Annotated in this window: 11 protein-coding genes; 5 read left to right on the top strand and 6 right to left on the bottom strand. The window is 67.5% G+C overall.

Annotation, left to right across the window (positions count from 1 at the left end; translation table 11 throughout):
* The first annotated feature begins 22 nt into the window (after positions 1–22).
* The 3 genes from ACQY4K_RS18935 to ACQY4K_RS18925 are packed head-to-tail and all read left to right on the top strand — an operon-like array spanning position 23 to position 4,947.
* Positions 23–1,450, top strand: coding sequence for an alpha/beta fold hydrolase (locus ACQY4K_RS18935; protein ID WP_428391745.1), 1,428 nt, complete (start codon positions 23–25; stop codon positions 1,448–1,450).
* The gene (locus ACQY4K_RS18930) at positions 1,447–2,988 is read left to right on the top strand and encodes a GMC family oxidoreductase (RefSeq protein WP_428391744.1); all 1,542 of its coding nucleotides are present in this window, start codon (positions 1,447–1,449) and stop codon (positions 2,986–2,988) included. The genes ACQY4K_RS18935 and ACQY4K_RS18930 overlap by 4 nt, the downstream gene beginning before the upstream one ends.
* A gap of 54 nt (positions 2,989–3,042) precedes the next feature.
* Positions 3,043–4,947: a beta strand repeat-containing protein gene (locus ACQY4K_RS18925; protein ID WP_428391743.1), complete on the top strand. Its 1,905-nt coding sequence runs from the start codon at positions 3,043–3,045 to the stop codon at positions 4,945–4,947.
* A gap of 53 nt (positions 4,948–5,000) precedes the next feature.
* Here the strand turns inward: ACQY4K_RS18925 and ACQY4K_RS18920 are convergent, their stop codons facing one another.
* The 4 genes from ACQY4K_RS18920 to ACQY4K_RS18905 form a co-directional block, all read right to left on the bottom strand.
* Positions 5,001–5,393, bottom strand: a complete 393-nt coding sequence (locus tag ACQY4K_RS18920) for a type II toxin-antitoxin system VapC family toxin (protein WP_428391742.1) — start codon at positions 5,391–5,393, stop codon at positions 5,001–5,003.
* Complete coding sequence (locus tag ACQY4K_RS18915) at positions 5,390–5,647, bottom strand: type II toxin-antitoxin system prevent-host-death family antitoxin (RefSeq protein WP_428391741.1); 258 nt, start codon at positions 5,645–5,647, stop codon at positions 5,390–5,392. The genes ACQY4K_RS18920 and ACQY4K_RS18915 overlap by 4 nt, the downstream gene beginning before the upstream one ends.
* Before the next feature lie 206 nt (positions 5,648–5,853).
* Positions 5,854–7,662, bottom strand: a complete 1,809-nt coding sequence (locus tag ACQY4K_RS18910; protein WP_428391740.1) for an IlvD/Edd family dehydratase — start codon at positions 7,660–7,662, stop codon at positions 5,854–5,856.
* Between the two features lie 210 nt (positions 7,663–7,872).
* Positions 7,873–8,466, bottom strand: a complete 594-nt coding sequence (locus ACQY4K_RS18905; protein ID WP_428391739.1) for a flavodoxin family protein — start codon at positions 8,464–8,466, stop codon at positions 7,873–7,875.
* A gap of 129 nt (positions 8,467–8,595) precedes the next feature.
* On the opposite strand from ACQY4K_RS18905, the gene ACQY4K_RS18900 reads away from it, so the two are divergent.
* Positions 8,596–9,084 (top strand): LysR family transcriptional regulator, encoded by a 489-nt coding sequence (locus ACQY4K_RS18900; RefSeq protein WP_428391738.1) that lies wholly within the window; start codon positions 8,596–8,598, stop codon positions 9,082–9,084.
* A gap of 101 nt (positions 9,085–9,185) precedes the next feature.
* Here ACQY4K_RS18900 and ACQY4K_RS18895 read toward each other — a convergent pair whose 3' ends face one another.
* Both ACQY4K_RS18895 and ACQY4K_RS18890 read right to left on the bottom strand, forming a co-directional pair.
* The gene (locus tag ACQY4K_RS18895; RefSeq protein WP_428391737.1) at positions 9,186–10,310 is read right to left on the bottom strand and encodes a DegT/DnrJ/EryC1/StrS family aminotransferase; all 1,125 of its coding nucleotides are present in this window, start codon (positions 10,308–10,310) and stop codon (positions 9,186–9,188) included.
* Positions 10,307–12,289 carry a polysaccharide biosynthesis protein gene (locus ACQY4K_RS18890; RefSeq protein ID WP_428391736.1) on the bottom strand — a complete coding sequence of 661 codons (1,983 nt, stop codon included), beginning with the start codon at positions 12,287–12,289 and terminating at the stop codon, positions 10,307–10,309. Before ACQY4K_RS18890 ends, ACQY4K_RS18895 begins: the two co-directional genes overlap by 4 nt.
* Before the next feature lie 53 nt (positions 12,290–12,342).
* Here ACQY4K_RS18890 and ACQY4K_RS18885 point away from each other — a divergent pair, with 53 nt between their 5' ends.
* Positions 12,343–13,359 (top strand): glycosyltransferase family 4 protein, encoded by a 1,017-nt coding sequence (locus ACQY4K_RS18885; RefSeq protein ID WP_428391735.1) that lies wholly within the window; start codon positions 12,343–12,345, stop codon positions 13,357–13,359.
* The last annotated feature ends 13 nt before the right edge of the window (positions 13,360–13,372 follow it).

Genomic DNA, 13,372 nt, shown 5'->3' with positions numbered 1-13,372 from the left:
ATCACCGTCTCAGGAGCGGCGCTTGATCGCCGATGTTGCGTCACCAGATGCGGCAGCCGTCCAGGAGGCCGCCGCCCGCATGTCATCGTCAAGCAATCCCACAACCGTGTTCTGCCTGCATTTCCTTGGCGGCAGCGGACGAGAATGGGATGCGGTGGCGCGGCATCTGGACGGCACGGTCACCTGCGTGACGGTCGATCTCTCCGGGTTCGGTGACGCCGCCGCCAGCCTGGGCTACTCGGTCACTGAAATGACCGGCTGCGTTGTCGAGACGATCCTCGCACGCGCGCCCGCCCGCTGGCTCATCGCCGGACACAGTATGGGAGCCAAGATCGCGGCCTGCCTGGCGCGACGCGCCGAGGATGGCGAGCCGGGTCTCGCCGGGCTCGTCGGCCTGGTGCTGTTGGCCGGCTCGCCGCCCGGCCCCGAGCCGATGGCCGAAGCCGTGCGACAGGAAATGCTGGGCTGGTTCGCCGGCTCCGCGCAGACCAGCCGCGACCAGGCGGAACGCTTCATCGCCCGCAATGTCGGCGCACCGCTGCAGGGCGCGGCTACGCGGCAGGCGGTGGACGACGTGCTGCGCGCCCATCCCGAGGCCTGGGCCGCATGGCTCGAAGCCGGCAGCCGCGAGGACTGGACGTCACGCATCGGCGTGTTGCGCACCCCTACTTTGCTGATCGCAGGCGGAGAGGACGGCGATCTCGGTCCGGCGGCACAACGTGCCCTCGCCGCGCGGCATTTCGCGGATGCCCGCCTGGTGGTGCTCGACGGCGCTGGACACCTGCTGCCGCTGGAGCGTCCCGCGGACGTTGCCCGGCTGATCGCCGAGCACGCGGCCCCACCCCCCGCGTGCATCAGTGAGACCTATTGGCGGCTGCTGCATTCCGACCGGGTCAGCACGCGCACCCGCGCCGCCCTGCTGGCGCGCATTGCCCCCAACGACGACGCATCCGCGGCCCTCACGGTCGCCGAGCGCGATACCTTGCGCACGGTCATGGCGCGCGTGCTGCCGCAACCGGGCCCGGCGCTGATCGACCTCGCGGCATGCATCGACCGCGAACTCGCCGAGGGCACCGGCGACGGCTGGCGCCATGCGCGTCTGCCGCCGGACCTGCTCGCCTACCGCGCTGGACTGCGCAGCCTCGACATTCTGGCTGATGGCGGCTTCGCCGCTTTCAACGCGAGCCGCCAGGACGCGCTGCTGCACCGCATCGCCGCGAGCGAGGCCGGAGCCGCGGACGCGCCGTTTGATGCAGCAGGGATGCGGCTCTGGTTCGAGGATGTCCGCGCCGCCGCGGTGCGCCATTACGTCGCGCACCCCGCGACCTTGTCGCGCATCGGCTATGGCGGCATCGGCTACGGCGGCGACGGCGAGCCAAAGCCCGGCTTCGTGCGCACCCTCGCCGGCGAACGCGACGAGTGGGAGCCGACAGCGGAGTTGCCGGCGTGAAGCTCGATGCGATGGCCCGCCATGGCCGCGACGAGATCGTCGATGCCGTGGTCATCGGCACCGGCGCCGGCGCCGCCCCGTTGCTCGCGCGGCTGGCCGAGGCAGGTCTGCGTGTGGTGGCGCTGGAGGCCGGCAGCAACCGCGAGCCGGAGGAGTTCGCCGCCGACGAGATCGCCGCCGCCGACCTCTATTGGCTGGGCGAGCGTCTCAGCGCCGGCGAGCCGGGCGAAGCGTTCGGCGCCAACAACAGCGGCACCGGAGTCGGCGGCTCGACCTTGCATTGGGGCGCCTACACACCGCGCCCGGACCCGCGCGACCTCTCCATCCGCGCGGAGTTTGGCGTAGGCGAGGATTGGCCCCTTACCCACCCCGAGTTGCTGCCGTTCCTCGTGCGCGCCGAGGCCGATATCGGCGTCAGCGGACCCGCGCATTATCCATGGGACCCAACGCGCCGTTATGCGATGCCGCCTGTGGCGCTCAACGCGCCGGCGCAGATGATGCAGGCCGGCTGCAACGCACTCGGCATCCGCAGCACCCAGGCGCCGGTCGCCGCTTTGTCGCGCGATGCCGTCCAGCCGGACGGCGCCATGCGCTACGCCTGCATCAACTGCGGCCACTGCCACCAGGGCTGCCGGGTCGGCGCCAAGGCCTCGATGGACGTGACCTACCTGCCGCGCGCCGTCCGCGCCGGCGCCGAAATCCGTCCCGATTGCTTTGCCCATGACATCCTGCGCGACAGAAGCGGCCGCGTCACCGCCGTCGCCTATCGCCACCAGGGCCGCGACTACCGGCAGAAATGCGCGGCCCTGTTCGTCTGCGCCGGTGCCATCGAGACGCCGCGTCTGCTGCTGCATCTGGGTTTGTGCAATTCCAGCGGACAGGTCGGCCGCAATTACATGGCGCACGTGGCCACCCAGGTCTGGGGCACCTTCGAGCCGGAGATGCGCCCCAATAAGGGCTTTCCGGCCTCGCTGATCACCGAGGATCTGATCCGCGCCCCCGACGCCGATTTCGCCGGCGGCTACCTGGTCCAGAGCCTGGGCATCGTCCCGGTCACCTGGGCGATGCAGCTCGCCCGCGGCCGCGGCCTGTTCGGCCAGGCCCTCACCCGCGCCATCGACGGCTACAACCATACCGCCGGGATCGGCATCAACGGCGAATGCCTCCCGTCAGACGGCAATTTTCTCGAGCTTTCCGACGAGACCGACACGACCGGCCTGCCCAAGCCGCGCGTGTGGTTCAGCTATGGCGAGAACGAGCGCGCGATGAGCCGGCACGCGGCAGCAAAACTGACCGAAATCTGGCAGGCGGCGGGGGCCACCGACATCTGGACCTTCGAGCGCGCCGCTCACACCATCGGCACCTGCCGGATGGGACACGACCCCGCTCGCAACGTGGTCGACCCGCACGGCCGCAGCTTCGACATCCCGAATTTATGGATTTGCGACAACTCTGTATTCCCAAGCGCCCTGCCCGCCAACCCGGCGCTGACCATCATGGCGCTCAGCCTGCGCACCGCCGAGGCGTTCCTTTCATGACGCGCATTTTTGAGATATGCGTTGTCCCTCAGAACGAGTCCGGGGACACCAGACGTGCCTATTTCCGTCAACGACCCATTATTTTCTGCTGTCCTCCCGCAGTTCAACGCCGACAACCCAAACTTCCTGTCCGATGCCTGCAACCTCATCAATCGATCACCGCTGCTGGTCGCCGAAATCCAGCAGCTCGACGCAACCAAGGACGTCTCAGGCGGCCAGACCGTCGTCCAACTGACCAACAACACCGGTGAGGGCGCGGACAGCTCCTATCATTCCGACGTCATCGACTTCACCGGCCTCGCCAACTACAACGACAGCCAGTTGTCCTATGCCGGCGGCAGCCTGACCGCACCCTACGACAGCGTCACCCCGGCGTCCGTCTTCGTCGGCATTCTCGGCTACGAGCTCGGACACTGGTTCGATCCGACGCTCTCCCCGATCTACGTGCAGAACGAACTCGGCGCCTACTCCTCCGATCAGGCGACCCTGACCGAGTTCGCCAGCGAAGGCACCTCGTCCTACGACCAGGCGCAGATCAAGGCGCAGATCGACGCCAGCCTGGCCTCAAACCCGGTGCCCTCCGACATGGCCGGTGGCCTCGGCCTGTTCAATCCGGCCGGCGACCTCACCCGCGACACCGACGAACTGAAGCTGCTGCAGACCATCCACGACGAAGGCCAGGCGAAGAGCTATCTCGCCAGCCAGTTCTGGAACACGCCGATCCTCGGCGGCACCTTCCTGTCGACCTACTGGACCAGCTACACCGGCGCCGGTGCTCGCAACTTCCTCGGCATCGACCCCACCACCGTCACCGCCTGCACCATCCAGGAAAACGCGGCCGGCCTGCTGACCGGCGGCACGATCAACACCAAAACCGACAGCTATGCCCTGACCTACACCGGCGTCGGGCACGAGACCGCCGCAATCAGCGATCTGAGCGGCAAACTGCTCTACACCGAGGTGTTCACCGGCACCACCGCCCCACTCTACACCGTCGCCCGCTATCAGACCGATGGTGTCGTCGTCGCCGATGCCAGCGCCGTCGAAACCATCACCGGCTCGAACAACAATCTCACCGACAACCGCAACGGCTTCACCGTCGTCGGCAACACCAACATCATCAGCAGCCTCGCGCAAGGCGCCACCGACACCATTACCGGCAATGCCAACCGCTTCTTCGCGTTCGGCAGCGCCGCCGGCACCGTCGCACTCAACGGCAGCAACAACGAATTCATCCTCGGCACCAACGCCACCACCATCACCGGCGGCGCCGCCGCCACCACCGTGTTCGGCGGCAGCGGCGCGCTGAACTACGCAGCCGGCGGCGGCACGCTGGTGCTGGCGGGCGCCGCCACCATCACCGGTGCGAGCGCCAACCAGACCATCTTCAGCAGCGGCCCCACCCAATATACCGGCGGCACCGGCTACGCCGACGTCATCGAAAGCGCCGGCTCCGCCACCATCAGTGCCGCCGCCGGCGGCGGCTGGTTCGAAGGCGGTGCGGCCGGCAACAACCTGCTGACCGGCAGCAATTCCGGGCTCGGCACCGTGCTCGACGCCGGCGGCAACGGCGACCGCCTCACCGGCGGCAGCAATGGCGGCGATTATTTTGTGGCCGGAACCGGCAACGAAACCCTCATTGGCGGCAACGCCATCGGCACCAACACCTTCTTCCTCGGTTCCGGCTTCGACGTCGTCAACCTCTCCGGCACCTCGATCGCCGACACCGGCAGCGGCTTCGCCAACATCGTCAGCGCCGGCAACGCACAAATCTTCGGCGGCACCGGCCAGGCCGACAGCTTCAGCGCTACCAGCGGCACCATGGACATCTACGGCTACCGCCCCGGCACCGACCACATCATCGCCGGTATCGCCAGCGCCACCCAGACCGGCGGCAGCACGGTTCTGCACCTTAGCGACGGCGCCCTTATTACGCTGCATGGGGTTACGTCGGTCTGAGCAGCAGGGCTCTGCCCTGCACCCGCTCAAGGCTAGCCTTGAGAATCCATTCGTTAGGCAGCCGCGAATGGGTGGGCCGTGAGCCTTGCGTCGCGGGTCACCAAGCGCATTCCCTCCTCCTGCGCCTGGACAAGCAGCAATTCGTCGAACGGATCCTTGTGGGCGAGCGGTGTTGCAAGCCGTGCTGCCGCATGGCGCGCGGTCAGCGGCAACAACTCCCACGCCATCGCCGTGGCGAACGCTACCATTGAGGCCGGTTCAAGCACACCCTTGCGTGCCCCGGAGACGTGCAGGCTGTGCCATTTCAGCCTGAGTTCCCACACCACCACCGCCGAAAGCACCAGCGGCGCGTCGGCTTCTTCCATTTGTAGGCGCTCGGCTCGCGTCAGCGCCTCAGGAGCAAGCACTGCCCAGATCGCGATATGCGTATCAAGCAGCAGCCTCAATCCTCAAGGCCCAGCACCTGCCGGCTGAACGCCGGATCATCAAAATCGGGCGGCAAACCGACCGTCAGACCGTCCAAGCCAAGATCACGGCGGACACGGGCAGCCTTCTCAAAATCCATGCCCGACCCGCCTAGTGCCACCACCAGCTCGACGAAAGGTCGACCATGCCGGGTCACCACAACCCGCTCGCCACGCGACGCGGCACCCGCCGCTTCGGCAAAGCGTGCCTTGACCTCACGTATCGAAAGCTCCATCACCCGTCCCCGTCAGCGCCGACGCCCTGCCTCGGCCAGGCACATGATGTAGCACCACTTGGCGAGGTAGTCACCCTGTGACTCCCATTGGCATACCCTGCACCCCCAACTTCGAAAGCAAGCGAGCGTTGGAAACGGTCTCGTATCGAGGAGCAGCCCTTCCGGTACCATGCCGGGGTTCAGGCTACGCTGACCCGCTAAAACCCCTAATGGTTGTCGCGCGGCAGACCTTTTGTTTGAGCAATGCGCTGATAAGCAATCGCCGGCTCCAGCACCGCGCCGGTCTGTAGTTGGCCAACCACGGAGCGCTGCAACTCCTGCCAAGGCGTCTGGCTCGCGGGATAGGCGAAGCCGCCGGCTTGCTGCAAGGCCGCGCGGCGCGCCGCGATCTCGGCGTCGTCGATCAACATGTCGACCCGGCCGCGGCGCATGTCGACGCGCAGCCGGTCGCCGGTGCGTAGCACAGCGAGATTGCCGCCGGCGGCGGCTTCGGGCGACGCGTTGAGGATCGACGCCGAGCCCGAGGTGCCCGACTGGCGGCCGTCGCCGATGCAGGGCAACGCCTCGATACCCTTGGTGATCAGGTAGTTCGGCGGCCGCATATTGACCACCTCCGCCGCCCCCGGATAGCCAACGGGTCCGGCACCGCGCATCACCAGGATGTCGGAATCGGTCACGTTGAGCGCCGCATCGTCGATGCGCGCATGGTAGTCCTCCGGCCCGTCAAAGACGATCGCGCGGCCCTCGAAGGCTTCCGGATCGTTCGGATCGTCCAAATAGCGGGCGCGGAAGGCGTCGGAGATCACGCTGGTCTTCATGATCGCGGACTCGAACAGATTGCCGCTCAGCACCAGGAATCCGGCACGCTGCTTGAGCGGCTTGTCGTAGGGGCGGATCACCCGGTCGTCCTGGATCGTCGCATTGCGGCAGTTCTCGCCGATGCTGCGGCCGTTGACCGTCAGCGCGTCCTCGTGGATCAGCCTTTGGCCCATCAATTCATGCACCACCGCCGGCACGCCACCGGCATGGTAGTAGTCCTCGCCGAGATACTCGCCGGCCGGCTGCAGATTGACCAGCAGCGGGATGTCGCGCCCGGCGGTCTGCCAAGTCTCGATCGGCAGATCGACGCCGACATGGCGAGCCAGCGCGTTCAGATGGATCGGCGCGTTGGTCGAGCCGCCGATCGCGGAATTGACCCGGATTGCGTTAATGAACGCCTCGCGCGTGAGGATCTGCGACGGCTTGAGATCCTCGCGCACCATCTCGACGATCCGCAGGCCAGTCAGAAAGGCGCATTCCTGGCGGTCGCGATAGGGCGCCGGGATTGCCGCCGCACCCGGCAACTGCATGCCCAAAGCCTCGGCCAGCGAGTTCATCGTCGTCGCCGTGCCCATGGTGTTGCAATAGCCGGTCGACGGCGCCGAGGAGGCGACCAGCTTGACGAACCCGTCATAGTCGATCTCGCCGGCGGCCAGCATCTGGCGCGCCTTCCAGACGATGGTGCCAGAGCCGGTGCGCTCGCCTTGATGCCAGCCGTTGAGCATCGGGCCCACCGAAAACGCGATCGCCGGGATGTTCACCGTCGCCGCCGCGGTCAGGCAGGCCGGCGTGGTCTTGTCGCAGCCGATGGTCAGCACCACACCGTCGATGGGATAGCCGTACAGGATCTCGACCAGGCCGAGATAAGCGAGGTTGCGATCGAGCCCGGCGGTCGGACGCTTGCCGGTCTCCTGGATCGGGTGCACCGGGAACTCGATGGCGATGCCGCCGCCCTCGCGGATACCCTCGCGCAGCCGCTCGGCCAGCACGATGTGATGGCGGTTGCACGGCGACAGGTCAGACCCGGTCTGGGCGATGCCGATGATCGGCCGGTCGGATTGCAGCTCCTTCTGCGACAGGCCGAAATTCATGTAGCGTTCGAGATACAGAGCCGTCATGTCCGGATTGTGCGGGTTGTCGAACCAGGCGCGGGAACGCAGGCGCGGCTTGGCTCTCGTCTCGAGGCTGTCTGGCATGAGGGTCTCTCTCGGTCGCACGCGTGCGGGATTACTCATACAATAAAGGCACGCGCGCTCCCGGCGCAAGGCGAACCCTGATACCGGCAGCCCTCCGGGCCGACCGGTATGCGCGTGGGGTTGGCGGGGCGGCCACGCGCGAAAGAAGACTCTGATACCGGTCGCGCGGGAGGGCGGCTGGTATGAGAGGCCACTCAACCGCGCATGGCCTTATCGGGTGGAGGCTGAGGCGCTCGCTACAGCCGAAAAACGGCTGGCGATTTCCGCGACACGGACGCCATAAAGCCGAGCGGTCTCAAGGTCGCCCGCCGACATGTCGCCTGGCGCCGCATCCGCGTCCGATTGCGCCATCGGCGCGATATATGAGCCCATCCTGTTCGGATCGTCGCGCCTGGATGCCTTGACGTTTGCCGGCTTCATGGCGAGGCTGACCCAAATCCCGCCGTGCTGGCCGGCCAGCAGAACGAAGTATTGTAGCGTGTTCAGCTTGTCGCCATTGATACTGGCGCTGTTGGTGAAGCCGCCAAAAATCTTGTTTTTCCACTTGTCTTCAAACCAAGGCTTTGAAGAAGTGTCGGCAAACTTTTTGAACTGCCAGCTCGGGCCGCCCATGTAGGTCGGCGAGCCGAAGATGATGGCGTCCGCGGCGTTGAGCGTTTCCCACCCAGACTCCGGGATGTTGCCTTCAGCGTCGATCGCGATCAGCGAAGCGGCAGCACCTCCGGCGACAGCTTCCGCCATGCGTTTCGTGTGCCCATAGCCTGAATGATAGACGATTGCGGTGGTGATGCCGGGTAGGGTCATAGCGCCTCCTTGGGCTGACGATGCAACCGCCAGCGCTGCCTGCCCGAGGAATACCGTGCTTCGCTTTTGTGATAAACCGCCGAAAATGCGAACGCATTGTTGTCCGTTCGGGGATCAATAGCCGCCGCCATGCAGAATCTTGAGCCCCTCCTGGTTTTCATAAGGGTCGCTGAAACCGGGAGCTTCACACGCGCGGCCGACAGCCTGGGCATTCAAAAGGGGAGGGCCTCGACCGCGGTTCGCAGACTGGAAGAAGATGTTGGCGTGAGGCTGCTGCACCGGACGACGCGCAGCGTGCAGCTAACGGAAGACGGACGAGCGTTCCACGCGCGCGCGCGACCTGTTGGCCGAGGTAGACGACCTGCATTCGATGTTCGCGGGAGATCGCGTAGCACTGCATGGGCGCCTTCGGGTCGATCTGCCAACCGAACTGGCCCGCACGATCATCGTGCCGGCCTTGCCGGACTTCATGGCCGCCCTTCCCAAATGGGAGTTGGAGGTCTCGAGCACCGACCGGCAGGTCGCTCTAATACAGGAATACGCCGACATCTCGAGAGCGGAGCATTGGTCGAATTCTCCCGGATTTCCGCCCCGACCCGCTCGACATGTCCCTCGTGATAGCCCATCGAAACAACCTGTCGCGCCGCGTCCGCGCATTCATGCAATGGATCGAAGAGGTGCTGACGCCCACTCTCGAGGTGCACCTCTTGTCGTGTCACTTATTGCGCAAAGGCGGCGATCACCCGCGCGACGGAGGCCTCGTCGAGGTCGGGATGGATCGGCAGCGCCAGGATGCGCGTGGACAGGTTCTCGGACACCGGTAGCGGACTGCCGTCGTGATGGTCGCGATAGGCCGGCTGGTCGTGCAGCGGCCGCGGATAATAGATCGCACTCGGGACGCCGGCCGCGCGCAAGCGCATCTGCGCCGCGTCGCGGGCGTGGGCATCGGCGAGCAGCACCGAATAGACCGCCCAGGCGCTGTCGCTGTCCGCCACCCGCGCCGGCACCACGGCGCATTCGGCAAGGCCGGCATCGTAGGCCCGGGCGATCCGCTCGCGCAGCACGAGTTCCTCGTCGAACACGTCGAGCTTGGCCAGGAGCACCGCCGCCTGCAGCGTATCGAGCCGGCCGTTGACGCCGGTGCGGATCACCTCGTAACGGGTCTCGCCTTCGCCGTGCGTGCGCAGCGAGCGATAGAGTGCCGCACGGTCGGCATCGTCGGTCAGCAGCGCGCCGCCATCGCCATAGCCACCCAGCGGCTTCGAGGGAAAGAAACTGATCGCGGTGGCATCCGCCTCGCGTCCCAGCCTGCGGCCCGACAGGCTGGCGCCGAAGCTCTGCGCGCAGTCATCGAGCAGGAACAACCCGGCCTCGGCGGCGATGGCGCGCAGGGCCGGCCACGGCGCCGGCTGGCCGAACAGATCCACACCGATGATCGCGCGCGGCCGCAGCCTGCCCGCGCGGCGCACCGCGACAATGCGCGCGCGCAGGGCCTCGGCGTCGATCTGGAAGGTCCGCGGATCGACATCGACGAACACCGGGGTGGCGCCGAGCAGCAGCGGCACCTCGGCGGTGGCGGTGTAGGTGAACGCCGGCAGGAACACCGCATCGCCGCGGCCGATCCCCTCGGCCATCATCGCGATCTGTAACGCGTCGGTGCCGGAGCTGACACCGACGCAGTGCGCGGCTGCGCAATAGTCGGCGAGCCGCTGTTCGAGCGCGCGGACTTCCGGGCCCAATACGAACTGGCAGTGCGACAAAACCGTCTCAAGCCGGGCACGCAAGGCGGGGGCGATACGCGCCTGCTGGGCGGCGAGATCAAGGAAGGCGATCGGTTCGCTCAAGGTGCCGCGCGCTCCAGACTGCTGTTGACTTTTGCGAGGTCCTCGGACCCCTCCGGATTATGCGCGAACTCCGGCACCAGGCCTGCCAGCAGGCGGATGGCGCGCGCCGCATCGCCGTCGCGACAGGCCGCCTCGATGCCGCCGATGGCAACGGCCACGGCCGCGCGATCGGCAGTGCGCGGGGTCGCCATCAGCAGGCCGGGATGGCGCGTCGGCACCGGCGGCTCGCGGCCGTGGAACAGCTCCTCGGCGAGCTTTTCGCCGGGACGCAGGCCGGTGAAACGGATCGCCACATCCTGGTCCGGCCGCAGCCCGGCGAGGCGGATCATCTGCCGGGCGAGATCGACGATCTTCACCGGGCTGCCCATGTCGAGGACGAAGATACCGCCGTCGCGCAACTGCACCGGCGCCTGCTCGGAAGCCACGCCGAGCACGCTCGCCTGCAATACCAGGCCGACCGCCTCCGGCACGGTCATGAAATAGCGGCGCATCTCCGGGTGGGTGACGGTGAGCGGCCCGCCGCGGGCAAGCTGTCGGCTGAACAGCGGCACCACCGAGCCGTTGCTGCCGAGCACGTTGCCGAAGCGCACGGTCACACACCGCATCCCCGTGCCGGCCCGACGCGCATCGATGTCCAGCGCCTGGCCATACATCTCGGCCGCTCGCTTCGAGGCGCCCATCAGGCTGCTCGGATTGACCGCCTTGTCGGTCGAGATCAGCACCATGGCACTTGCACCGGCGCGCTCGGCGGCGTCCGCCACCTGCCGGGTGCCGACGATGTTGGTGAGCAGCCCCTCGCAAGGATTGAGCTCGACCATCGGCACATGCTTCAGGGCGGCGGCATGGAACACCAGCTCCGGGCGCTGCGCCGCAAACACCGCGTTCATCCGGCCGGCGTCACGGGTGTCGGCGAGCACCGCGGCTCGCGGCACACCCGGCGCGCTCTCGGCCAGCTCGATGTCGATCTGCCACAGCGCGAATTCACCATGGTCCAGCAGCACGAGCTGCGCTGGGCCCAGCGAGGCCACCTGGCGGGCGAGTTCGGCGCCGATCGAGCCGCCGGCCCCGGTCACCAGCACCCGCCGCCCGCGCACCAGCCGCGCCATGCCGTCGCGGTCGAGCGGCACCTGCTGGCGGTTGAGCAGATCCTCGAGCGCCACCGGACGCAATTCGACCCGGTCGGCCGGCGCCAGCATGGTCGGGTTCGGAGCGCGACGCACGGCGATGCCGCGGCTCTCCGCGGTCTCGATCAGCGCGCCGAGCGCCTCGCCGCGGAACTCCGGCTCGGTGACGACCAGGGCCGCCGGTGTCCGTCCGTCGGCGATCAGCCGGTCGAGCACGGCGCCGGCTTCGCGTACGGTGCCGAGGATACGGTGTCCCTGTATCCGCCGTCCCCGCTGATGACCGCCCTGGGCCAGCAGACCGAGGATACGCAAGGTCGAGGCGCGGTCCCGACGCAAGGCGCTGAGGAACAAATCCGCCGACGTATCGGCGCCGACCAGCAACACCGGCTGCATCGCCGACGCCGACAGCCGCACCCGCTTGGCCTGCGACAGCCGATAGCCGATCCGCAAGCCCCCGAGCAGGATCAGCAAGGTCATCGCCAGGATCACCGGAAACGTCACGGACGGCAACGCAAAGCCGGTGAGATGGAACAGCAGCGCGAACAGCGCGGCACTGACCGCGGCACCCCCGGCGATGCCGAACAGGTCGCCGACCCCGGAGAAACGCCAATATTGCAGCGGCATCCTGAACGGCACACCGCCGACCAGCAGGGTGATGACGCCGCTGGCAATGAACCAGAGCGGGTGGATCAGGCCACCACCCGGATCGGCGAGATAGCGCGCGATGGGTGCGGCGGCACCGGCGGCCGCACCATCGAGCGCCATGTTGACCAGGATACGGCTGAGCGAGCGCACCCTGCCCCGGGTATCGGTCGAGCGATCAGATCGCGGACGTTCGGCGCGTTGCGGGTCCATCACGTCACGCCTATAGCCCAGCCGGCTTGCCGCTAGAAGGAGGGCCCACGCTGGTGGATTCGGCACTCCCCTGGACGTCTGCATGGCCAGTACGATTATCACTGCTCTGCCTGGGGGCCGGCTTGCTCTGTGCCGTGCTGGTCCGGGCCATGATCCGGGTGTCGGTGCTGGACACGCCGGGGCCGCGCAGCGCGCACGATCGTCCGACGCCCAAGGGGGGGGGCGTCGGCGTGATCGCCGCCTTCCTGCTAGGCCTGCCGCTGGCGGGATGGTGGCATGGCGACGTGCATTGGTGCACCCTCGCCGCCCTCCTGGCCGGCGTCGCCTTGCTGGCGCTGGTCTCGTGGCTCGACGACCTGCGCCAGTTTCATCCCCTCGTGAAGCTCATCGCGCAGGCCGTTGCGGCCGGGCTGGTGCTTGCCGGTATCGGCCCGCTGCCCGGCGGTGCCGTCGGCGTGGCGGTCGGCTTCGCCTGGCTATTGTTCGTTACCAACGCGCTGAATTTCATCGACGGGCTGAATGGCCTCGCCGCCGGCAGCATGGCGCTGGCCTGCCTGTTCGTAGGCCTACCCGACCCCGCCACGCTCGTCGGCTATGGCGGCTGCCTGCTCGCCGCCGGACTGCTCGGCTTCCTGCCGTTCAACATGCCGCGCGCACGGATCTTTCTCGGTGACGTTGGCAGCCAGGCTGCCGGTCTCGCCGTCGCGGCTTTCGGGCTCCTTTGTGTCGCCCGGCCCACATTGTATGGCGCCGCGATCATGCCGCTGCTGCTCAGCGGGATTCTCTACGATGTTGCTTTTACCCTGGGGCGCAGACTGCTCGCGGGAGACGCCGTGTGGCAGGCCCATCGTGGCCATCTCTATCAGGTGGCGTTCCGCAGCGGCATCCCGGCCCCGGCGGTGGCGGCGCTACATTGGGGCTTCGTGACCTGGGGGGGCGTGCTCGGCCTCGCGATAACCCACAAAGCATTGTCCCTGCTGAGCGGGATGCTCCTGATGGTGCTGCCGCAACTTGCCTGGACGATGGTGGTGGTACGCCGCGCCCGCGCTGCCGGGATCGGCCGCTGGTAGGCGGCGGGCCGTA

The organism is Lichenicoccus sp., assembly GCF_965276875.1.
GTDB lineage: Bacteria > Pseudomonadota > Alphaproteobacteria > Acetobacterales > Acetobacteraceae > Lichenicoccus.
The sequence above is the reverse complement of the archived record's forward strand: the minus strand, read 5'-3'. Positions and strand labels throughout refer to the sequence as shown.